Origin of the sequence: Actinosynnema sp. NPDC020468, from assembly GCF_040642015.1 — a bacterium.
Taxonomy (GTDB): Bacteria; Actinomycetota; Actinomycetes; order Mycobacteriales; family Pseudonocardiaceae; genus Actinosynnema.
This window is the reverse complement of the sequence record NZ_JBFAEO010000082.1, coordinates 1-20,239: the sequence shown is the minus strand read 5'-3', so window position 1 is coordinate 20,239 and position 20,239 is coordinate 1. Positions and strand designations below refer to the sequence as shown.

The 20,239-nt window shown below is 70.9% G+C and carries 24 protein-coding genes; 13 read left to right on the top strand and 11 right to left on the bottom strand.

From position 1 onward, the window contains the following. Nucleotides 1–223 precede the first annotated feature (223 nt). Nucleotides 224–1,027 (bottom strand): alpha/beta hydrolase, encoded by an 804-nt coding sequence (locus tag AB0G50_RS34710; RefSeq protein ID WP_360117911.1) that lies wholly within the window; start codon nucleotides 1,025–1,027, stop codon nucleotides 224–226. 38 nt (nucleotides 1,028–1,065) lie between these two features. Here AB0G50_RS34710 and AB0G50_RS34705 point away from each other — a divergent pair, with 38 nt between their 5' ends. Beyond that, on the top strand, nucleotides 1,066–1,443 hold the full coding sequence (locus AB0G50_RS34705; RefSeq protein WP_360117908.1) for a RidA family protein: 378 nt from the start codon (nucleotides 1,066–1,068) through the stop codon (nucleotides 1,441–1,443). On the opposite strand, the gene AB0G50_RS34700 is transcribed toward AB0G50_RS34705, so the two are convergent. From AB0G50_RS34700 to AB0G50_RS34690, 3 genes are read right to left on the bottom strand one after another with little or no spacing between them, the layout of a single operon-like run. Continuing rightward, complete coding sequence (locus AB0G50_RS34700; protein ID WP_360117905.1) at nucleotides 1,440–1,859, bottom strand: CoA-binding protein; 420 nt, start codon at nucleotides 1,857–1,859, stop codon at nucleotides 1,440–1,442. The two genes, AB0G50_RS34705 and AB0G50_RS34700, sit on opposite strands and share 4 nt — an antisense overlap. Continuing rightward, a complete protein-coding gene (locus AB0G50_RS34695; protein WP_360117902.1) occupies nucleotides 1,856–2,617 on the bottom strand; it encodes a serine protease in 762 nt (253 codons plus the stop codon). The genes AB0G50_RS34700 and AB0G50_RS34695 overlap by 4 nt, the downstream gene beginning before the upstream one ends. A gap of 42 nt (nucleotides 2,618–2,659) precedes the next feature. After that, nucleotides 2,660–3,166, bottom strand: coding sequence for a DinB family protein (locus AB0G50_RS34690; protein WP_360117899.1), 507 nt, complete (start codon nucleotides 3,164–3,166; stop codon nucleotides 2,660–2,662). A 247-nt stretch (nucleotides 3,167–3,413) separates the two neighbouring features. On the opposite strand from AB0G50_RS34690, the gene AB0G50_RS34685 reads away from it, so the two are divergent. The 7 genes from AB0G50_RS34685 (at nucleotide 3,414) to AB0G50_RS34655 (ending at nucleotide 10,381) form a co-directional block, all read left to right on the top strand. Then, complete coding sequence (locus AB0G50_RS34685; RefSeq protein ID WP_360117896.1) at nucleotides 3,414–4,364, top strand: hypothetical protein; 951 nt, start codon at nucleotides 3,414–3,416, stop codon at nucleotides 4,362–4,364. Nucleotides 4,365–4,586: 222 nt separating this feature from the next. Further along, a complete protein-coding gene (locus AB0G50_RS34680; RefSeq protein ID WP_360117893.1) occupies nucleotides 4,587–5,198 on the top strand; it encodes a response regulator in 612 nt (203 codons plus the stop codon). A 249-nt stretch (nucleotides 5,199–5,447) separates the two neighbouring features. Then, nucleotides 5,448–6,638 carry a branched-chain amino acid ABC transporter substrate-binding protein gene (locus AB0G50_RS34675; RefSeq protein WP_360117890.1) on the top strand — a complete coding sequence of 397 codons (1,191 nt, stop codon included), beginning with the start codon at nucleotides 5,448–5,450 and terminating at the stop codon, nucleotides 6,636–6,638. A 153-nt stretch (nucleotides 6,639–6,791) separates the two neighbouring features. Further along, nucleotides 6,792–7,754, top strand: coding sequence for a branched-chain amino acid ABC transporter permease (locus tag AB0G50_RS34670; RefSeq protein ID WP_360117887.1), 963 nt, complete (start codon nucleotides 6,792–6,794; stop codon nucleotides 7,752–7,754). Continuing rightward, entirely contained in the window at nucleotides 7,751–8,914 is a 1,164-nt protein-coding gene (locus AB0G50_RS34665; protein ID WP_360117884.1) for a branched-chain amino acid ABC transporter permease, read from the top strand. The genes AB0G50_RS34670 and AB0G50_RS34665 overlap by 4 nt, the downstream gene beginning before the upstream one ends. 32 nt (nucleotides 8,915–8,946) lie before the next feature. Continuing rightward, complete coding sequence (locus tag AB0G50_RS34660) at nucleotides 8,947–9,687, top strand: ABC transporter ATP-binding protein (RefSeq protein ID WP_360117914.1); 741 nt, start codon at nucleotides 8,947–8,949, stop codon at nucleotides 9,685–9,687. Further along, complete coding sequence (locus AB0G50_RS34655) at nucleotides 9,677–10,381, top strand: ABC transporter ATP-binding protein (protein ID WP_360117881.1); 705 nt, start codon at nucleotides 9,677–9,679, stop codon at nucleotides 10,379–10,381. Before AB0G50_RS34660 ends, AB0G50_RS34655 begins: the two co-directional genes overlap by 11 nt. Nucleotides 10,382–10,433: 52 nt before the next feature. On the opposite strand, the gene AB0G50_RS34650 is transcribed toward AB0G50_RS34655, so the two are convergent. Both AB0G50_RS34650 and AB0G50_RS34645 read right to left on the bottom strand, forming a co-directional pair. Beyond that, complete coding sequence (locus AB0G50_RS34650; RefSeq protein ID WP_360117878.1) at nucleotides 10,434–10,979, bottom strand: DUF4352 domain-containing protein; 546 nt, start codon at nucleotides 10,977–10,979, stop codon at nucleotides 10,434–10,436. A 13-nt stretch (nucleotides 10,980–10,992) separates the two neighbouring features. Further along, entirely contained in the window at nucleotides 10,993–11,415 is a 423-nt protein-coding gene (locus tag AB0G50_RS34645) for a hotdog fold thioesterase (protein WP_360117875.1), read from the bottom strand. A 52-nt stretch (nucleotides 11,416–11,467) separates the two neighbouring features. Between AB0G50_RS34645 and polA the strand changes: the two genes are divergently transcribed. Further along, on the top strand, nucleotides 11,468–14,143 hold the full coding sequence (gene polA, locus AB0G50_RS34640) for a DNA polymerase I (protein ID WP_360117872.1): 2,676 nt from the start codon (nucleotides 11,468–11,470) through the stop codon (nucleotides 14,141–14,143). A 120-nt stretch (nucleotides 14,144–14,263) separates the two neighbouring features. On the opposite strand, the gene AB0G50_RS34635 is transcribed toward polA, so the two are convergent. Then, nucleotides 14,264–14,713, bottom strand: a complete 450-nt coding sequence (locus tag AB0G50_RS34635) for a helix-turn-helix domain-containing protein (protein ID WP_360117869.1) — start codon at nucleotides 14,711–14,713, stop codon at nucleotides 14,264–14,266. 74 nt (nucleotides 14,714–14,787) lie between these two features. Here AB0G50_RS34635 and AB0G50_RS34630 point away from each other — a divergent pair, with 74 nt between their 5' ends. After that, complete coding sequence (locus tag AB0G50_RS34630; protein WP_360117866.1) at nucleotides 14,788–15,279, top strand: GNAT family N-acetyltransferase; 492 nt, start codon at nucleotides 14,788–14,790, stop codon at nucleotides 15,277–15,279. Here the strand turns inward: AB0G50_RS34630 and AB0G50_RS34625 are convergent. Then, complete coding sequence (locus AB0G50_RS34625; protein WP_360117863.1) at nucleotides 15,257–15,691, bottom strand: DUF1453 domain-containing protein; 435 nt, start codon at nucleotides 15,689–15,691, stop codon at nucleotides 15,257–15,259. The two genes, AB0G50_RS34630 and AB0G50_RS34625, sit on opposite strands and share 23 nt — an antisense overlap. A 66-nt stretch (nucleotides 15,692–15,757) precedes the next feature. Here AB0G50_RS34625 and AB0G50_RS34620 point away from each other — a divergent pair, with 66 nt between their 5' ends. From AB0G50_RS34620 to AB0G50_RS34610, 3 genes are read left to right on the top strand one after another with little or no spacing between them, the layout of a single operon-like run. Next, nucleotides 15,758–16,387 carry a TetR/AcrR family transcriptional regulator gene (locus AB0G50_RS34620; RefSeq protein ID WP_360117860.1) on the top strand — a complete coding sequence of 210 codons (630 nt, stop codon included), beginning with the start codon at nucleotides 15,758–15,760 and terminating at the stop codon, nucleotides 16,385–16,387. Nucleotides 16,388–16,396: 9 nt separating this feature from the next. After that, on the top strand, nucleotides 16,397–16,993 hold the full coding sequence (locus AB0G50_RS34615) for an AAA family ATPase (RefSeq protein ID WP_360117857.1): 597 nt from the start codon (nucleotides 16,397–16,399) through the stop codon (nucleotides 16,991–16,993). Beyond that, complete coding sequence (locus tag AB0G50_RS34610) at nucleotides 16,990–17,574, top strand: hypothetical protein (RefSeq protein ID WP_360117854.1); 585 nt, start codon at nucleotides 16,990–16,992, stop codon at nucleotides 17,572–17,574. Before AB0G50_RS34615 ends, AB0G50_RS34610 begins: the two co-directional genes overlap by 4 nt. A gap of 13 nt (nucleotides 17,575–17,587) precedes the next feature. On the opposite strand, the gene AB0G50_RS34605 is transcribed toward AB0G50_RS34610, so the two are convergent. Genes AB0G50_RS34605 through AB0G50_RS34595 form a run of 3 tightly spaced genes read right to left on the bottom strand, consistent with a single transcriptional unit; the run spans nucleotide 17,588 to nucleotide 20,216 of the window. Further along, on the bottom strand, nucleotides 17,588–18,169 hold the full coding sequence (locus tag AB0G50_RS34605) for a TetR/AcrR family transcriptional regulator (RefSeq protein WP_360117851.1): 582 nt from the start codon (nucleotides 18,167–18,169) through the stop codon (nucleotides 17,588–17,590). After that, a complete protein-coding gene (locus AB0G50_RS34600) occupies nucleotides 18,166–20,061 on the bottom strand; it encodes a YhgE/Pip domain-containing protein (RefSeq protein ID WP_360117848.1) in 1,896 nt (631 codons plus the stop codon). The genes AB0G50_RS34605 and AB0G50_RS34600 overlap by 4 nt, the downstream gene beginning before the upstream one ends. Beyond that, on the bottom strand, nucleotides 20,058–20,216 hold the full coding sequence (locus tag AB0G50_RS34595) for a hypothetical protein (protein WP_360117845.1): 159 nt from the start codon (nucleotides 20,214–20,216) through the stop codon (nucleotides 20,058–20,060). Before AB0G50_RS34595 ends, AB0G50_RS34600 begins: the two co-directional genes overlap by 4 nt. Nucleotides 20,217–20,239 lie beyond the last annotated feature (23 nt).

Genomic DNA, 20,239 nt, shown 5'->3' with positions numbered 1-20,239 from the left:
ACAGGCCCGGCGAAATTGCACTACGAGTAAAGATGCTCGTTACGCGCGGCAGGACGGAAAGACCCCGGGACCTTTACTATAGCTTGGCCTGAGAGTTACGGCGCCCCCGTGCCAAATGCGGTTGGGCTTCGCCCGGGCCATACGGGAGGGAAACACAGCGCAGCAGGTTTGCGCTGCGCGCCTGGGTGGGGCGGTAGGGCGGCTGCGGGGGGTGTTCGGGCGGTCAGGAGGTCAGGAAGTCGATCAGGAGGGTGTTTACTTCCTTTGGCTGTTCCAGGAAGCCGTAGTGGCCGGCGTTTTTCACTTCCGCGTACCTGGCGTTCGGGATGGCGGTTGCCACTTCCTTTGCCAGGTGTGGGGGGAAGATCTTGTCGTCGGTGAAACCCACTACCAAGGCCGGCGTTCGGATCGACTTCAGGGCGTCCAGCCTCGGTTCGAATTCGTTGATCTCGAACTGGGCTCGGACGCCCTTCGTGATGGTGGAGCCGGTGAATTCGAAGACGTCCAGCCAATCGCGGGCCGCGATGGGGTCGGCGAGGCTGGCGGGGGAGAGGTTGAAGGCGGCGGTGACGGCCGCGTAGTACTTCGGGGGGAGGGTGATTCCCTGGTCGTGCAGTGCTCGTTCGCCCTGGGAAAGGGCTGATTGCAGGGGGACGTTCCGGCCCGAGGTGGCGAGCATGGCCACTTTCGAGAGGAGGTCCGGGCGGGCGATGGCGAGTTCCTGGGTGATCCTCGCGCCCATCGACGTGCCGACGACGGCGGCCTTGTCGGCGCCCAGGTGTTCGATCAGGGCCGCGACGTCGCCGACCATGTCGCCGACCGTGAAACCGGACGCGCACTCGTCCGTCGGGGGGATGCCGCGGTTGTCCAGGGTCGCCACGCGGAAGCCGGCCGCCTTCAGGGCCGGGACCTGGTGGGCGTGCCACACCCTTCCCGGGCTGCCGGTGCCCATCACCAGGACCACGAGGTCACCGGTGCCGGACACCTCGTAGCTCAGCGAAATCCCGTTCAGCGTGACGATCGGCATGGTCGCAGGGTAGCGACTCGATCTCTAGGATCCCGCCCATGAGGCGAGTGATCCTGTCCGGCTCGACGTTCGAGGAGAAGATCGGCTACGCGCGGGCCGTGGTCGACGGGGAGTGGGTGCACGTCTCCGGCACGACGGGGTTCGACTACGCGTCGATGACCATCTCCGAGGACCCCGCGGAACAGGCCGATCAGGCGCTCGCCAACATCGCGTGGGCGCTCGGCGAGGCCGGGTGCGGGTTCGGCGACGTCGTGCGGGTGCACTACTACCTGCCCGACGCGGCCGACTTCGAGGTGTGCTGGCCCGCGCTGCGCACCGCCTTCGGCACCACGAAGCCCGCCGCCACCATGCTCCAGGTGGGGCTCGCCGACCCGCGCATGAAGATCGAGATCGAGGTCACCGCGCGCAAGGTCTAGCGCGGGCCGTTCGCCGCCCACTCGATGGCCGGGCACCGGTCCATCACCACGTCCAGTCCGGCGGCCGTCGCGCGCCCGAACGCCGCGTGGTCCAGCACGCCGAGCTGGAACCACACCGCACGCGCGCCGATCGCCACCGCCTCGTCCGCGAACGCGCCGGCGGCCTCGGACCGGCGGAACACGTCCACGCAGTCGACCGGGAACGGGACCTCCGCGAGCGTCGCGTACCCCGGCTCGCCCAGCACGGTCTCCGCGTCCGGGTGCACCGGCACGACCTTCTTCCCGTGCTGCTGAAGGAACCGCGCCACGCCGTACGCCGCGCGCGAGGGGTTGTTCCCCAACCCCACGACCGCCCACGTGTCGCACGTCGCCAGCACGCGCCGGATCACGTCGGTGTCGCCCCACGCCTCGCTCATGACCCCACCATAGGCGCGGCCGGGCACACGAAGGCGTCCCGCACCACGCACGCCGCGAGCCGCCCGGTCTGCTGCCCGTAGGCGATGCCCCGGCGCACCACCACCGAGCCGTCGGCGGCCACCTCGCACGGGTTGTCCAGCGTGCACCGCGCGCCGTCCTCGTTGGCCGTGTTGTTCACGCCCACCACCAGACCCGACGCGACGTCGACGACGGGCGAGCCGGACGTGCCGCCGACCGTGTCGCACTCGGGGGAGTAGCGAATCGAGTCGTGCCACGTCCACACGTCCTCGCGCAGCGTCGGCACCACGGCGTCGACCCGGCACGAGTACACCCGCCGCCAGTACCCCGACACGACCCGGATCGCGGTGCCGGCCGACGGACCCGCCGGCGCGAGGTCCAGCGCGCGGGTGCCCAGCGCGGCCACCTCCGCGTACGTCGAGCGCAGTCGGTACAGCGCCACGTCGGTGCCGGTCATCGTCGCGTACAGCAGCCGTTCGGCGCGTACCGTGCCCAACGTCCCGGCGCCGGCGCGCCCCAGCACGTCGAACGCCCGGTCCGCCCGCTGGTCCACCAGCACCTCGCCGGCCGCCATCCGCCGCACGCAGTGCCCGTTGGTGAGCACCAGCGCGTGGTCGCCCGGCGTCGCCGACGCCACCCGCACCACCGCGCCCGAGCACCCGCTCGTCGCCACGATCCCGGTGAAGTCGGCCGACGGCGCGGTCAGCGCGGCCGCCAGCAGCACGAGTACCTTGATCACCCGGGTATCGAACCAGCGCCCGGCCGCGCCCGCCCGTCGTGCCTACTCGCCCTTCGCGCCGTCCGCCCACTCGCGCAGCAGGTCCAGGTGCCCGACGTGGCGCGCGGTCTCCTGCGCGAGGTGCGCCAGCACCCACCGCACGGTCCGCCCGTTGCCGTCGAAGTCGCGGCGCACCCGGTCGCCGGGCGCCAACCCCTCCAACGCGATGCGGGACCGCTCCCACTCCGCCCGGTACTCCGCCACGACCGACCCGACGCCGTCGTCCGGGTCGAGCCGCCACGACGCGTCCGCGTCCTCGCCCCACAGCGACGGCAACTCCGAGCCGCCCACCTCGATCGACAGCCACCACCGCTCGACTGCGGTCAGGTGCCGCAGCACGCCCAGCGCGCTCACCACGGGGGAGGTGGCGAGCGGGGTCGCGGCGGCCTGCCGATCGGACAGGCCCTCGACCTTCGCCACCGCCGTGAGGCGCAGGAAGTCCAGGAACTCCAGCGCCAGGCGGAGTTCGTCCTCGGCGGCCGGCTCCGGCCACGTTCTCCTCGAACTCATGTTCGACAGTGTAGGCCCGGCGCTGAATGTCCACTGTGGACGGCTCTAAAAGGGGATGACGGGGCTGGTACCGTCGGAACCGGCGTGTGTGAGCAGACGTGAGGCTGGAGCCACCCCCCGGCAACAGGGTGGCGTGATCCGCCGCGGGGTGTAGGCGCCCCTGCTCTCGGGCTTGCCCCAGTGACCACGGAAACCGACGCGACAGCGTCCTTGTTCGCCGAGCCGGGCGGCGGGAGCGAGGACTGTTGTGGCACGTTCGTCGTTGACCGACCGGTTGGTGGACCTGCGCCGCGCCAACACCGGGGAGAACCTGACCCAGGCCGTGCCCGCCGTGAAGGCGGTGCTGCACGCGCTGTCCGACGCCGAGCGCGCCGAGGTCGTGGCCGCGCTCAACGGATCCGGCACCGCGCGCGACCTGTTCCTGCCGGGCGCGCCCACCGCCGAGCAGCGGGCGCTGGAGTGCCTGCTGCTGCAAGGGGGCACGGACGCCGGCACCCACCTGCAACTGCGGCCGCCCGCGAGCATGCTGCGCCCGGCGCACGCGTTCCGCGCGGTGGAGCCGACGCCGGTGCCGCGCGTGCACCTGGCCGAGTACGCGCTGGGTCCGCTGCTGTACGAGATGCTGCCGCGCCACGAGCACTCCTGGGTGACCGGCGTGCCCGGGCTGCGGTACCGGCGGTACCCGCGCTCGGTGGAGCTGTACCTGGAGGGCGTGGCGGCGTCGGTCGTGCTCGCCGGCGTGGACGACCGCGCGTGGGCCGAGGGCATGCGGTACGTGCGCACCCTGTTGAAGGGGCGCGACCTCGCCGCCGACTTCGCGGTGGGCCCGTTGTCCGGGCCGGAACGCGACCACCTCGCCGAGTTCCCGCGCCCGACGGGGTTGGGCAGCGCGGTGTTGCGGCGCTACCACCTGTTCGTGGACGCGCCGTGGCTGCGGTCGTGGTCCCAGGGGGACACCTGGTGGCTGGAATGGCCGGAAAGCCTCGGGGTGCCGAAGGTCGCGGACCAGTTCCTGCACCCGGTCGTCGGGTTCGCCGGCGTGCGGGAAATCCCGAGCACGGCGGGAGGTCTCGGGCTCTCCGACGGCTGGCACGAATTGTTCCTGCGCGAGGTGGACCCGCCGGACCCGGCGAAGGAGGAGGCGCTGGGCGCGGTCGAATGGCCCGAGGGGCTGACCGGCTTTCCCCCGAGGCGGTGAAACCGGGATCCCCCTGAACGGCTGAAGGATCCCCGGTTCGAGTGGAGCGGCGTGTTCGGCCGGTCGGCCCCGTCCGACCGGCGGGCCCGCCGTCCACCGTGGACCGGTGGCCGTGATCACGGCCGACCGCGCCGTCCGGCGCCGCGCCCGCCGGTAGACTGCGCTTTCGCCCGTCACGACCGTGTCGGACGCCCGTCGCACGCAACCGTCAGGAGGACCCCGGTGACCCAACAGGCTGCCGAGGCCCAGTCCGAGGGCAAGGCCGCGCCCCGCCGCGTCCTGGTCGCCGAGGACGAGGCCCTGATCCGCCTCGATCTGGTCGAGATGCTGCGCGAAGAGGGCTACGAGGTCGCGGGTCAGGCCGCGGACGGGGACGAGGCCGTCACACTGGCCACCGAACTGCGGCCGGACCTGGTCATCATGGACGTGAAGATGCCCAAGGTGGACGGCATCGAGGCCGCGTCGGTCATCGCCGGGCAGCGCATCGCGCCGGTCGTCATCCTCACCGCGTTCAGCCAGCGCGACCTGGTCGAGCGGGCGCGCGACGCGGGCGCGATGGCCTACCTCGTGAAGCCGTTCGCCAAGCGGGACCTGGTGCCCGCGATCGAACTGGCGATGAGCCGGTTCGCCGAACTCCAGGCGCTGGAGAACGAGGTCGCGGGCCTCACCGAGCGGTTGGAGACGCGCAAGGCCGTCGAACGGGCCAAGGGCCTGCTGATGACCAAGCAAGGTCTGTCGGAGCCCGAGGCTTTCCGCTGGGTGCAGCGCACCGCGATGGACCGCCGCACGACCATGAAGGCAGTCGCGGAAGCCGTCATCGAAAACTTCGGCTGAGATACCCGTTCGAGTATCGGACACCCACTCGTGCCATTGTTGGTCACTGCCCGCACCGGGTTTGTGACCTGCGGCGATTTGACCTGGATTTAGGGTTGTTAACACTGGTCAATATGTCGGTGACTACCGTCACGATGTGGACACAGAGCAGGAAGACCACCTGTTGCGCGAACCGGACTGAAGCTACGTTCCTGCCCTAACCCAAGCCCTCGTGTGGAGGGCCTCGCCTACCCGGCGGGTTGGTTGGTCATGGGAGGTATTCCGGTGTCTGGAGCACGACTCGGCCGAGTTCTGGCGCTAGCGGCGGCCACGTCGTTGGCGCTCGCGGCTTGCGCAGGCGGCGGCGGCAGCTCGTCAAGCGGCGGCGACGTCACTTCGGTCAAGATCGGGTTCATGGGTGACCTCACCGGCGAGAACTCCGCCATCGTGATTCCGCCCCGGAACGGGGCGAAGCTCGCGGTCGACGAGTACAACGCCAAGAACCCCAAGGTCAAGATCGAGCTCGTCCAGTACGACAGCCAGGGCAAGCCCGACCAGGCCACCTCGCTGATCACGAAGGCCGTCGGCACCGACAAGATCGTCGGCCTCATCGGCCCGGCCTTCTCCGGCGAGTCCAAGGCGATCGGCGGTGTGCTGGAGGAGAACAAGATCCCCAGCGTCTCGCCCTCGGCCACGAACCCCGGCCTGGCGAAGAACGGCTGGACGTTCTGGCACCGCGTCGTCGCGAACGACGACGACCAGGGCCCCAACATCGCCGAGTTCCTGATCAAGGCGAAGAGCCCGAAGAAGGCGTTCGTCATCTCGGACGACCAGGAGTACTCGGTCGGCCTGGCCGACGCGGTGTCGAAGACCTTCACCGCGAAGGGCGTCACCGTCGAGACCGACAAGTTCTCCAAGGACGCGTCGGACTACTCCTCGACCGTCACGAAGGTCAAGTCCGCGAACCCCGACGTGATCGTCTACGGCGGCTACTACGCGCAGGCGAGCCGGCTGCTCAAGCAGCTCCGCGACGGTGGCGTGACCACCACGTTCACCTCGGGTGACGGTTCGCTCGACGCCCAGCTGATCTCCGGCGCGGGTGCTGCGGCCGCCGAGGGCGCCGTCCTCGCGTGCCCGTGCAACATCCCGTCCGGCGACGTGACCGGCGCGCTGAAGACGTTCTACGACAACTACAAGAAGAGCGCGGGCGCCGACCCGGCCATCTACGCGACCGAGGGCTACGACGCCGCGACCGCGTTCATCAAGGCCGTCGAGGCGGGCAAGACCACGTCGACCGACATCAACGACTACCTGAAGACGATCAGCTTCGAGGGCGTCTCCAAGCCGATCAAGTTCAAGTCGAACGGCGAGCCCGAGAACAACGCGATCTTCGTGTACCAGGTCAAGGGTGGTGTCCTCAAGCTCCTCGGCCCGGCCGCCGAGGCCAAGCTCGAGGGCTGATCTCCGAGACGGTTTTCGAGAAGCAAGCCCGGCGGCGGCGAGTGCCGACCGCCGGAGTGGGGAGCGGGGGCCACCGTCACGGTGTCGGTGGCTTCCGCTCCCCGCCACTATGGCGAGTCCTCTCCCCGCCCCGTCTCGTGAGGCATACAAGTCATGCTTGATGATTTCCTCAACCAGTTCCTACCCAGCACGGTGGGTGGACTGGTGTTCGGCTCCATCTACGCGCTCGTCGCCCTCGGCTACACGATGGTCTACGGCGTTCTGCGTCTGATCAACTTCGCGCACTCCGAGATCTTCATGATCGGCACGTTCGCGTCGCTCGTGGTGGTCACCGGTATCGCGCCGGCCTCGCCGCTGACCGGGTTCGCCCTGATCGGCGTGCTCCTGCTGATCATCGTGATCTCGGGTGCGGTCTCGGGCGGCGCGGCCATGCTGCTGGAGCTGGTGGCCTACCGGCCGCTGCGCAGGAAGGGTGCCACCCGGCTCACCGCGCTGATCTCCGCGATCGGCGCCTCGCTGTTCCTCCAGGAGCTCTTCGCCCTGGTCATCATCCCCTGGATCACCGGCAAGCCCGGTCGCAACCAGCAGTCCTCGCCCCGCATCGTCGACCGCGACACGGTGTTCACGATCGGCAACGCCGCGGTGCGCACCGACCACATCATCGTGATCGTGGCGGCGGTGATCATGATGATCGCGCTCGACCGGTTGGTGAACCGCACCAAGATCGGCCGCGGCATCCGCGCGACCGCGCAGGACCCGGAAGCGGCCGTCCTGATGGGCGTCAGCATCGACAACATCGTCCGCGTGACGTTCCTGCTCGGCGGCGCGATGGCCGGCGTCGCGGGCGCGCTCTACCTGATGGAGTTCGAGAACACCGTCTTCAACGTCGGTTTCGTGCTCGGCATCAAGGCGTTCACCGCGGCCGTCCTCGGCGGCATCGGCAACCTGCGCGGCGCGTTGCTCGGCGGCATCGTGCTCGGCCTCATCGAGAACTGGGGCGCGATCTTCCTGGGCTCGGAGTGGAAGGACGTCATCGCGTTCACCGTGCTGGTGGTCGTGCTGATGTTCCGCCCCACCGGCATCCTGGGCGAATCCCTTCAGAAGGCCCGCGCGTGAAAGGCGACGGAGTGTCCTCGAATTCCAATCCGTTGAGGCGGGTCGGCGGCGCGTTCGACGCGCTGCGCGACTGGTGGGAAAACGCGAAGGTCTGGCAGCGGTACCTGGTGTACCTCGGCGCCATCGTGTTCGCCCTGATCCTGCCCGCGCCGTGGATCGGCACTTTCATGTCGCCCGGCGCCGACTGGACCTCGGTGCTGATCTACCCGGTCGGCACGTACATCCTGCTGGCGGTCGGCCTGAACGTGGTCGTCGGCCAGGCCGGTCTGCTCGACCTCGGCTTCGTCGCGTTCTTCGCGATGGGCGGCTACTCGGTCGCGTACTACGGCACCCACTTCGGCTGGAACTACTGGGCCACGGTGGTGTTCGGCATCGTCATGGCGGCGGTCTCCGGCGTCATCCTGGGCGCGCCGACGCTGCGCCTGCGCGGCGACTACCTGGCCATCGTGACGCTCGGCTTCGGTGAGATCGTCCGCATCACGGCCAACAACACCAACGAGATCGGCGGCGCGCGCGGCATCACCAACGTGCCGCACCCGCCGGACATGTTTGGCCTGAAGTTCCTGCTCGACCCCGCGCCGTACTACTACCTGATCCTGGCCGCCATCGTGCTGGTGATCATCTTCTCGGTGCGGTTGCAGAAGAGCCGGGTCGGCCGCGCGTGGGCGGCGATCCGCGAGGACGAGGACGCGGCCGAGCTGATGGGCGTGCCGACGTTCAAGTTCAAGCTGCTGGCGTTCGCCATCGGCGCGATGATCGGCGGCCTGGCGGGCGGCATCTACGCCGGCAAGGCGGTCTTCATCGAGCCGAACACGTTCCCGTTCATCCTGTCCGCGACGATCCTCGCCGCGGTCGTGCTGGGCGGCGCGGGCAACCTGCCGGGCGTGGTCATCGGCGCGTTCGTCATCGCCTGGCTGCCCGAGCGGTTCCGCGAGGTGCAGGGCTTGAAGGACCTGCTGGGTCGCGACCCGGCGGAGTACCGCATCCTGCTCTTCGGCGGCGTGCTGGTGCTGATGATGGCGTTGCGGCCGGAAGGCCTCCTGCCCTCCCGGAGGCGCAAGGCCGAGCTGCACGAGGGAACCGGTGGCATGGGCGCGCTGGGCGCCGAGGTGCCGGGTCCGGACACCGACGTGACGACGGAGACGGAGGCGGCCAAGTGAGCACTCCCGTCCTCAAGCTCGACCAGGTCCTCATGCAGTTCGGTGGCGTGAAGGCGTTGCAGGGAGCCGACTTCCACATCGACGAGGGCGAGATCTTCGCGCTCATCGGGCCGAACGGCGCCGGCAAGACCACCGTGTTCAACGTCGTCACCGGCGTGTACCAGCCGACGCAGGGCCAGATCCTGTTCAACGGCGAGCGGATCGACGGCGACAAGCGGTTCAAGATCACCAAGAAGGGCATCGCCCGCACGTTCCAGAACATCCGGCTGTTCCACAACATGTCGGCGCTGGAGAACGTGATGGTGGGCGCGGACGCGCACCACAGGACGGGTGCCGTCGGAGCCACGCTGAACCTGCCGTGGCACCGCAAGGAGGAGAAGCGCGGACGCGAGCTGGCGCGGGAGCTGCTCGACTTCGTCGGCATCTCCGCCCGGATGACCGAGACCGCGAAGAACCTGCCCTACGGCGACCAGCGCCGGCTGGAGATCGCGCGGGCACTGGCCACCGACCCGAAGCTGCTGCTGCTCGACGAGCCCGCCGCCGGCATGAACCCGGCGGAGAAGGTCGCGCTCCAGGAGCTGATCCGCAAGATCCGGGACAGCGGTCGCACCGTCCTGCTGATCGAGCACGACATGAGCCTGGTCATGGGCGTCAGCGACCGCGTGGCGGTGCTGGACTTCGGCCAGTTGATCGCAGAAGGGCTGCCGCACGAGGTGCAGAACAACCCGAAGGTCATCGAGGCCTACCTGGGGGTGTCCGAAGATGCTTCTTGAGGTCAAGGACATCCACGTCCACTACGGCAAGATCGCCGCGATCAAGGGCATCAGCCTCGAGGTCAACGAGGGCGAGATCGTCTCGCTGATCGGCGCCAACGGCGCGGGCAAGACGACCACGCTGAAGACGATCTCCGGGTTGCGGCCGCTGTCGTCGGGCTCGGTCTTCTTCGACGGCCAGGACATCTCCAAGCTGGCGGGCCACAAGCGCGTGCAGCTGGGCATCGGGCAGTCGCCGGAAGGCCGCGGCGTGTTCCCCGGCATGACGGTGCAGGAGAACCTGCTCATGGGCGCCTACACCCGCAAGGACGCGCTCGACGCGGACCTGGCGGAGGTCTACGAGCTGTTCCCGCGGCTCGCGGAGCGCAAGTCCCAGTTCGGCGGCACGATGTCCGGCGGCGAGCAGCAGATGATCGCCATCGGCCGGGCGTTGATGACCAAGCCGAAGGTGCTCCTGCTGGACGAGCCGTCGATGGGCCTCGCGCCCATGCTGATCGCGCAGATCTTCGAGATCATCAAGGAGATCAACAAGCGCGGCACGACGGTGCTCCTGGTCGAGCAGAACGCGCAGCAGGCGCTGAAGCTGTCCGACCGGGCGTACGTGCTGGAAACCGGCCGCGTGGTCAAGAGCGCGCCCGGCGTCGACCTGCTCGACGACCCCCAGGTGCGCGCGGCGTACCTCGGCGGTCACTGAGCCGTTCGTCCGGAGGGCCCGTCGGCACGTCGCCGGCGGGCCTTCCGCGTGCTCAGGACCCGCCGAGCGCGATCTCGGTGCTCGACTGGTCCTGGAGGTCGGTGAGCGTCGGGCCGCCGAACACCCGGATCGCCCGGGGCTTGGCGTCCTTGGGCAGGTCGTAGTAGACGTCGTACTCCAGCCGCACTCCCGCGCCCAGCTCGAGCTTGTCCGGCTGGCGCTTGATCAGCATGGCCTGGGTGTCCACCTGGTACTCGGCGTTCGCCTCGTCCAGCAGCACGTGCTTGCGCGCGTCGAACAGCACGTTGCTGCGGCCGTTGTTGACCACGACCATCCGGACCCGGGCGAACCGGCCCTTGGCCGGCCACTCCGCGTGGCTGCCGATCAGGGTTTCCATCCCGGTGGTGAGCCCCAGCAGGGTGAACGCGGTGTCGCCGTCGGCCGTCGTCGGCACGGACAGCGGCTTCTCGTCCGGGCGCACCGGCTCGGCGGGCACCGGGTAGGTGGCGGTCGTGCTCGACGGCGGTGGCTGCGCGGTCGGCCCTCCCGTGCAGCCCGCCGCGCACAGCAGTGCGACCGCGACGACGACTCCGCGCATGCCGGGCCCCCTCTCAGTTCCGCTCGGACTCCCGCAGGAAGCACGTCAGGCGCGCGGTGCAGACCCGCCGCTCCTGCGCGTCGCTGATGACGATCTCGTAGGTGGCCGTGCTGCGTCCACGGTGGACCGGGGTGCACACGCCGGTGACGACGCCCTCGGTGACCGCGCGGTGGTGGGTGCAGGACAGCTCCAGGCCCACCGCGACCCGCTCCGGCGCGGCGTACATGGCCGCGGCGACCGAGCCGAGGGTTTCCGCCAGGACCGCGTTCGCGCCGCCGTGCAGCAGGCCGTAGGGCTGCCTGTTGCCCGTCACGGGCATCGTCCCGACCAGTCGGTCGGCATCCCAACGGGTGATCTCGATGCCCATCCGCGCGGCCAGCTGCTCGGCGGCGAAGGCCGGGTTGACGTTGGTGATTCCGTCGGGCTCGACGCTCACGGGCTGCTCCACTCGGTGCAAAACTGTCGGACCTCCACCCTAGACTCGCCCCGTGAGCACTCCAGGAGCCTCCCGTCTGTTGCTGGTCGACGGCCACTCGATGGCCTACCGGGCGTTCTTCGCGCTGCCCAAGGAGAACTTCCAGACCGGGACAGGCCAGACCACGAACGCGGTCTACGGCTTCACCTCGATGCTGATCAACCTGCTGCGCGACGAGAAGCCGACGCACGTCGCGGTGGCGTTCGACGTCTCGCGCAAGACGTTCCGCACCGAGGCGTACGCGGAGTACAAGGCCGGCCGCAGCGCGACGCCGGACGAGTTCCGCGGCCAGGTGAGCCTCATCGAGGACGTGCTGGCCACGCTGTCGATCCCGACCGTGGCCAAGGAGAACTACGAGGCCGACGACCTGATCGCGACGCTCACCACGCAGGCCGTCGAGCAGGGCTTCGACGTGCTCATCTGCACGGGCGACCGGGACGCGTTGCAGCTGGTGAACGACCACGTGACGGTGCTCTACCCGGTCAAGGGCGTCTCCGAGATGGCCCGGTACGACCCGGCGCTGGTGCTGGAGAAGCAGGGCGTGCCGCCCGCGCTGTACGCCGACTACGCGGCGGTGCGCGGCGACTCGTCGGACAACCTGCCGAACACGCCGGGCGTGGGCCCGAAGACGATCGTGAAGCTGCTCAACCAGTACGGCTCGCTCGACGGGTTGATCCAGCACGTGGACGAGGTGTCCGGCAAGGTCGGCGAGGCGCTGCGGGCGAACCTGGCCAACATCGTGCTGAACCGGCAGCTCACCGAGCTGGTGCGGGACGTGGACCTGCCGCTGCGGCCCGAGGACCTGGCCGAGCGGCCGTGGGACCGGGACGCGGTGCACCGGCTGTTCGACGAGCTGGAGTTCCGGGTGCTGCGCGACCGGCTGTTCGCGACCCTGTCGACCGCCGAGCCCGAGGCCGAGGAGGGCTTCGAGGTGTCCGGCGGCGCGGTCGAGGTCGACGGGCTGGCCGCGTGGCTCGACGCGCACGCCCGGTCCGGTCGGGTCGGGGTGGCGTTCCGGTCCACCGGTGTCGACCTGGAGGGCGTGGCGCTGGCCGTGGCGGGCGGCGAGGGCGGGTACGTCGACGTGACGGCGCTGTCCCCGGCCGACGAGGCGGCGCTCGCGGCGTGGCTCGCGGACGCGTCGGTGGCCAAGGCCGCGCACGACCTGAAGCTGCCGCTGCGCGCGGTGCGGGCCCGCGGCTGGGCGCTGCGCGGCGTCACCAGCGACACGGCGCTCGCGGCGTACCTGGTGCGGCCCGGGCAGCGGTCGTTCGCGCTGGACGACCTGGCGCTGCGCTACCTCCAGCGCGAGCTGCGCGCGGAGGAGTCCTCGGACGGCCAGCTGTCGCTGCTGGCCGACGAGGAGGAGGAGAAGGCGAACCTCGCGCAGTCCTCGATCGTGCGCGCGTTCGCCGTGGCGGAGCTGGCCGACGCGCTGGACGCCGAATTGGTGGCGACCGGGCAGGCCGACCTGCTCGCGACGCTGGAGCTGCCGCTGATGGGCGTGCTGGACGAGGTCGAGGCGGTGGGCATCGCGATCGACCAGGAGCACCTGGCGGCGCTGGAGGCGCACTTCGCGGCCGGTGTGAAGCAGGCGGCGCAGGACGCGTACGCGGTGATCGGCAAGGAGATCAACCTCGGCTCGCCCAAGCAGCTCCAGGCGGTGCTGTTCGACGAGTTGAACATGCCGAAGACGAAGAAGACCAAAACCGGGTACACCACCGACGCGGACGCGTTGCAGAACCTGTTCGAGCAGACCGAGCACCCGTTCCTCCAGCACCTGCTCGCGCACCGGGACGTGACCCGGCTGAAGTCCACTGTGGACGGTCTGCTCAAGTCGGTGGCCGACGACGGGCGCATCCACACCACGTTCCACCAGACGATCGCGGCGACCGGCCGGCTGTCGTCCACCGACCCGAACCTCCAGAACATCCCGATCCGCACCGACGAGGGCCGCCGGATCCGCGAGGCGTTCGTGGTCGGGCCGGGGTACGTCGAGCTGATGACCGCGGACTACAGCCAGATCGAGATGCGGATCATGGCGGACCTGTCCAAGGACGCCGGGTTGATCGAGGCGTTCCGGTCGGGCGAGGACCTGCACACGTTCGTGGCGTCGCGGGCGTTCTCGGTGCCCACGGCGGAGGTGTCGGCCGAGCAGCGCCGCCGGGTGAAGGCGATGTCCTACGGCCTGGCCTACGGGCTGTCGGTGTACGGCCTGGCCCAGCAGCTGCGCATCTCGGCCGAGGAGGCGCGCGAGCAGATGGAGGCGTACTTCGCCCGCTTCGGCGGCGTGCGCGACTACCTGCACGAGGTCGTGGAGGTCGCGCGCAAGGCGGGGTACACCGAGACCATCCTCGGCCGCCGCCGCTACCTGCCGGACCTGAACAGCGACAACCGCCAGCGCCGCGAGATGGCCGAGCGGATGGCCCTCAACGCGCCCATCCAGGGTTCGGCGGCGGACATCATCAAGGTGGCGATGCTGGGCGTGCACCAGGCCCTGGAGTCCTCCGACCTGCGCTCGCGCATGCTGCTCCAGGTGCACGACGAACTGGTGCTGGAGATCGCCGAGGGCGAGCGCGAGGCGGTGGAGGCCCTGGTCCGCGAGCACATGGGCAACGCCCACACCCTCTCGGTGCCCCTGGAGGTCTCGGTGGGCGTCGGCCACTCCTGGGACGCCGCGGCCCACTAGCCCGCGGGGAATCCCGGCGCTCCGGACCCGCGAGGTCCGGCGCGCGGGTCCGCGATCGGGCTCGTTCTGCCGGGTACGAGCGGGCGGCGCGGGCGTTCGTCGGGCCACCGGAGCCCCGGGTCAGCGGGGGGAGCGGACCGTCACGTCGCGGGCGGTCAGGTCCTCCCGGCACGTGGCGCACTCGACGCGGACGTCCACGTCGCCGCCGCAGTCGCGGTGGTGCAGGGTGAACGAGGGGCCGGCCTCGGGCTGCATCCAGCGCTCGCCCCACTTCCGCAGCGCCATCAGCACCGGGTAGAGGTCGAGGCCCTTCTCGGTGAGCCGGTACTCGTGGCGGGTTCGGGTTCCCGCGTCCTCGTACGCCACCCGGCGCAGCACGCCCTCCTCCACCAGCAGGGCCAGCCGGTCGGTCAGCACGCTGCGCGAGATGTCCATCGAGGACTGGAAGTCCTCGAACCTCCGCGTGCCCAGGAACGCCTGCCGCAGCAGCAGCAACGTCCAGCGCTCACCCAGCAGCGCGGCGGGCAGCGCCACGGTGCACGACTCGTCGGCGACCTTGACCCGGGACATGTCACCGAGCCTACCCACTTGCGTCCGAAAAACAGACTCAGCTAGGGTTCGGAATCCGAACCTAGGGGTGGGCCATGCGCGGAGTCCGGGTGCTCGACCGGCGGGCCGCCGCGCGCGCCGTCGACCAGGTGTTCGGCGGCATGTCCGCCCGCAGTCGCTACCTGCGGTTCCACGCGCCCGTGCCGAGGTTGACCGGCGCGATGCGGCACGGGTTGAGCGATCTCGACGGCGTCGACCGGGTCGCCCTGGTGGTCGAACGCCGAGGGCGCGCGATCGGCATCGGCCGGCTCATCCGGACCGGCGCGGACACCGCGGAACTGGCGCTGGCCGTGGTCGACGCGTGGCAGCGGCGCGGTGTCGGCACCCGGCTGCTGTCCGCGCTGGTCGACCTGGCCGCCGAACTCGGGTACGCCTCGCTGTGCGGCGACGTCCTCGAGGAGAACCTGGCGATGCTGCGCCTGGTCCGCAGGTTCGGCGGCCGGGTCGTGCCGTGCGACGGCGTGGTCCGGGTGACCTACCCGATCACCCTGACGCACGAGGACCTCATCGTCGACCTGGGCTGGTGAGCCGCAACGCCCGCAGCCCGACCGGCACCGCCTCGCCGAGCAGGCCGACGCCGATCGACAGCGTCATCGACCGCGTCTCGCCCGGCGCGATCAGGCCGACCCCGGCGTTCGCCGCGAACGACAGCACCCACGCGCCCAGCGTCCACGGCGTGTACCGCTGCCACGGCGCGCCGTCGCGGTCGAACACCCGGATCGTGGCGCCGCGCAGCACACCGAACCCGAATCCGACCACCGAGCCGCCCGCGACCCACAGCCCGTCCACCCAGTCGAGGGGCGCCTTCGCCACCTCGTAACCGCCGAGGCACAGCAGCACCACCACCGGCACCACCAGGTCGCGCGCGTCCACCCGTTCGCCCGCGAACCGCCGTGCGACCACGGCGAGCACCCCGATCCCGACCAGCACCCACGTCATCACGCGTCCCCCCTTTATGGCATGACCGTGCTAATTAACCTAGCACGACTGTGCTACAAAAGGCGGGTGCCCAAAGTCGTCGACGCGGACGTCCGCCGCCGCGAGGTCGCGGAAGCCCTCTACCGGGTGGTCCGCCGCCAAGGCCTCGACCACGCGTCGCTGCGCAACGTCGCCGACGAGGCAGGCCTCGCCATCGGCTCGGTGCGGCACTACTTCGCCGACCACGACGAGCTGCTGGAGTTCGCGCTCGCCGAGCTGATCGACCGCGTCGAGGTGCGGGTGCTCGCCCGCGCCGCCAAGGTCCGCGCGGCGACGGACGACGCCGAGCGCCGGCGGGAAACCGAGGAGCTGCTCGGCGAACTGCTCCCGCTCGACCCCGACCGGCACGACGAGTCGGTGGTGTGGCTGGCCTTCGTCAGCGCCGCGCGCACCCGGCCGAACCTCGCGCCGCAGGCCCGGCGGCTGCACGAGGGCATCCGGATGATCGTCGGCCGGGTGCTCGCCGGCGCGGGCGTGCCGGACGTGCCGGTGGAGACCGAGCGGCTCGCCGCGCTGCTCGACGGGTTGGCGGTCAACGCCGTGCTGCACCCGGACCTGGCGACGCCCGAGGTGCTGCGCGCCGTGCTCGGCCGGCATCTGGACCAGTTGGACCGACACCCCCGTCAGGGGGCTGGACGCCGCGCGACACGGCGGTAGCCTGACCCCGTGCCGCTGCTGGGACCCACCGACGAGCTGCCCCACTCGCCCCGCCGGGTGCTCGTCGCGGGCACCTCGGGCGCGGGCAAGTCGACGCTGTCGGCCGGTATCGCGGACTGGCTCGGGCTGTCCTATGTGGAGATGGACGCGCTGTTCCACGGTCCACAGTGGACTCCGCGCGCCGAGTTCGACGCCGACGTCGCCCGGCTGGTCAAGCGCCCCGAGTGGGTGACGGAGTGGCAGTACACCAGTGCCCGGCCGGTGCTGCTCGCGCACGCGGACACCCTGGTGTGGCTGGACCACCCGAAGCACCTCGTCCTCCGACGGGTCGTGGTCCGCACGATGGTGCGCAGGCTGCGCCGCGAGGAGTTGTGGAACGGCAACGTGGAACCGCCGCTGCACACCGTGTTCACCGACCCGGAGCACCTGCTGCGGTGGGCGTGGAAGTCGCACGGGCGCACGCGGGCGCGGGTCGAGTCGGTGCTGGCGGGCGAGCACGCGCGTCGGGTGGCGGTCGTGCGGTTGCGCGGTCAGCGCGAGGTGGACCGGTGGTGCGCGGGACCGCTGCGCCGCGCGTCCGGACGTGGTGAGGAGTCGGTGCGGTGAGAACGGCGCTGGTGTTGGGCGGCACGGGCATGCTGAAGGGCTGCGTCGAGGACCTGGTGGCCGGTGGCTGGCGGGTCGTGCTCCCGAGCAGGCGACCCGCGCCGGGCATCGGGGTGGCGGCCCGCGCGGCGGTCGGCGGTCGCGGCCACCGGCCGGTGCACGCGGAGGTCCGCGACCTGCCCCGGGTCGCGCCGACGTGGGTCGCCGCCGACTGGACCCGACCCGACGACCTCGCCGACCGGGTCCGCGCGGGGCTCGACGGGCCGGTCGACCTGCTGGTGGCGTGGGTGCACCAGAGCTACCGGGAGGCGGTGCTGCGCGCGGTGGCGCCGTTGCTCGCGCCGGACGCGCCGGTGGTCGAGGTGCACGACAGCGGCGCGCCGCACCCGGTGCGCGGCATGCCCGACCCGGTGCTCGACGGCCACCCGACCCAGCAGGTGGTGCTGGGGTTCGTCCGGCACGGCGCGACGGTCCGCTGGCTCAGCCACGAGGAGGCGGGCGAGGGCGTCCGCCAGGCCGTGCGCCGCGCGCTCGACGGCCGGCCGCCGTCGACCCACCGGGTGGGCGAGGTCCGCGGCTGAGGTCCCGGCGCGATCAGGCCTTGCCCAGGCCCCTGACCAGCAGCAGCACCGAGTCGCGGACCTGCGCCAGGCTGCGTTCGGGCCCGAAGACCTGCCAGTCCAGCGCGACCACCAGCACGGTGCCGAACAACGCCGCCGACGCCGTGCCGACCTGCACGCCCTCGGGCAGCCGGCCCGCGTCGGCCAGCCGCTGCACCTGACCCCGGACGATCGACACCAGGTCGTCGCGCAGCAGGCTCAACGTGCCGTGCCACTGGCCGGGCGTCCGCCACAGCTCGCTGACCAGCAGCTGCCCGAACGCGGGGTACTCGGCGAAGAACCCGAGCATCCCCTCGACCAGCGCGGCCATCGCGTCCGCCGTGTCGGCCTCGTCCTGCGCCACCCGCAGCCGGGCCGCGAGCAGGTCCACGCCGTGCCGGAACAGCGCGTCGACCAGCGCGTCCTTGCTGGCGAAGTTGTAGTAGACGGTGCCCTTCGCGACTCCGGCCTCGGCGGCGATCTCGTCCACCGTCACGCTCGCCGCGCCGCGTTCGCCGACGAGCCGCAGCGCCGCGTCGAACAGCTTCTGCTTGGTGGCGGCGGTCCGCCCGCTCACAGGACGAGTTCGGGCTTGAGGCGCGAGGGAGTCCACACCCGCTGCTTGTACGCGGCGAACGTCGACAAGGCAAGCGCGCCGACGAGGTAGCAGAGCAGGATCAGCGCGTCCCTCCCGACGCCGCCCAGCTCGCCGCCGTACATGAGGTGCCGCAACCCGTCGACCGCGTAACCCATGGGCAGCCCGTAGTGCAGCGGGTACAGCGCCATCGGGATCGTCTGCCACGGGAACGTGCCGCCGGCGCTGACCAGCTGGAGGATCAGCAGCACCAGTCCGACGAACTTGCCTACCGCGCCCAGCAGCGCGTTCAACGCGTGCAGCACGGCCACGAACGTCGCCGACGTGAGCAGCAGGAACGCCAGCGTGGTCACCGGGTGCACCGGTCGGATGTCCACCACCAGGGTGACGACGGAGTACATGACCACGACCTGCGCCACCCCGAGCGCCACGCCCGGCAGCCAGCCGCCCAGCGCCACCCGCAACGCCGACTGCCCGGCCGCGAGTCCGCGCCGCGACAACGGCTTGAGCAGCAGGAACAGCACGAACGCGCCGATCCAGGTGGCCAGTCCGAGGAAGAACGGCGCCAGGCCCGCGCCGTAGCTGCCCGCCGAGGTCTGCGACACGCCCTGCACGTTCACCGGGTCGCCGATGGTGTTCGCGGTCGACTCGCGGGTCGGGTCGTCCGGGTTCGGGATCTCGTTCACGCCCGAGGTCAGGCCGTCCTTGAGCTGGTTCGTGCCGTCGAGCAGCTGCTGCTCGCCCTCGGCCAGCTGCGTCGCGCCGTCCTTCGCGGTCACCAGCCCGGTCGACAGCTGCCCGGCGCCGGCGTTCAACTTCGTGATCGCGTCGGTCAGCGCGGGGGTGCTCGCGGCCAGCGTCGCCGCGCCGTCGGACACCTGCCGCGCGCCGTTCGCGAGCTTGCGCAGGTCGCCCGCCGCGCCCTGGACCTTGGCGTTCGCGTCGTCCACCGGCTTGCGGGCCTCGCCCAGCGCGCCCGTGACCTGCTGCACCTGCTCCTCGGTGAACCCGAGCGCGCGCAGCTTGGCCGCGATGTCGCCGTCGACCTTGGCCAGCCCGTCGACCAGCGACTGCGCCTTGGCCGCGTACTGCTCGGCGGTGGTCGCGGCGGTCTCGTTGCCGTCGGCCACCTGCTTCGCGCCGTCGGCGAGCTGCTGCGACTTGACCGGCAGGTCCTTGGTGCTCGTGGAGAGCTGCTGCAACCCGGACGAGAGCTGCGCCGCGCCGTCGGACAGCGGGGTCAGGCCGTCGGCGAGCTTGCGCGACCCGTCGAGCGCCTGCTGCTGCGCGGTCGCGAGCCTGGTCGCACCGTCGGCCGCCTCGGCGGTCTTCTGCCGGATCGTGGAGAACCCGAGCAGCAGCTTGTCCGCGGCCTCCGCGCCGACCTTCACCGACACCGACCGGCGCACCTCGGCGACCACCTGGTTGGCGATCGTGCTGCCGAGGTAGTTGTTGGCGTCGTTGGTGGTCAGCGTGATCACGCCCTGGCGCGGGGTGAAGTCGGCGGAGGACAGCAGCGACCGGGAGAAGTCCTCGGGCAGGGTCAGCGCGAACGTGTAGGTGCCGTCCCGGACGCCCTTCTCGGCCTTCTCGGCGTCGACCCGCTCCCACTTGAAGCGCTTGCCGTTCAGCAGCTCGTCGGCGACCTCCTTGCCCGCGTCCAGCGTCGTGCCGTCGCTCGCGGTCGCGCCCTTGTCCTCGACCACCAGCGCGGCGGGCACCTGGTCGAGGTTCGCGTACGGGTCCTTGTTCGCGTAGAGGTACAGGGAGGCGTAGAGCAGCGGGACCAGCGCCAGCGCCAGCACGGCCAGCCGCGGCAGCCGCCCGGACGTGATGCGGCGCAGTTCGTTGAACGCCATGCGCAGGGCGGTCACTCGGACTCCTCGGGAGCGGTGTCGACGCGGGTGTCGTCGGTGGTGGCGGTGCCGGGTGACTCCTCGGCGCGGTCGCGCGGGGCGGCGGGGAGTTCCGCGGTACCCGGCCCGGGTTCCGGGCCGATGTTGTCGACGCCGAGCCGCGCGGCGGTCACTCGGCACCCTGGTCACCGCCGCC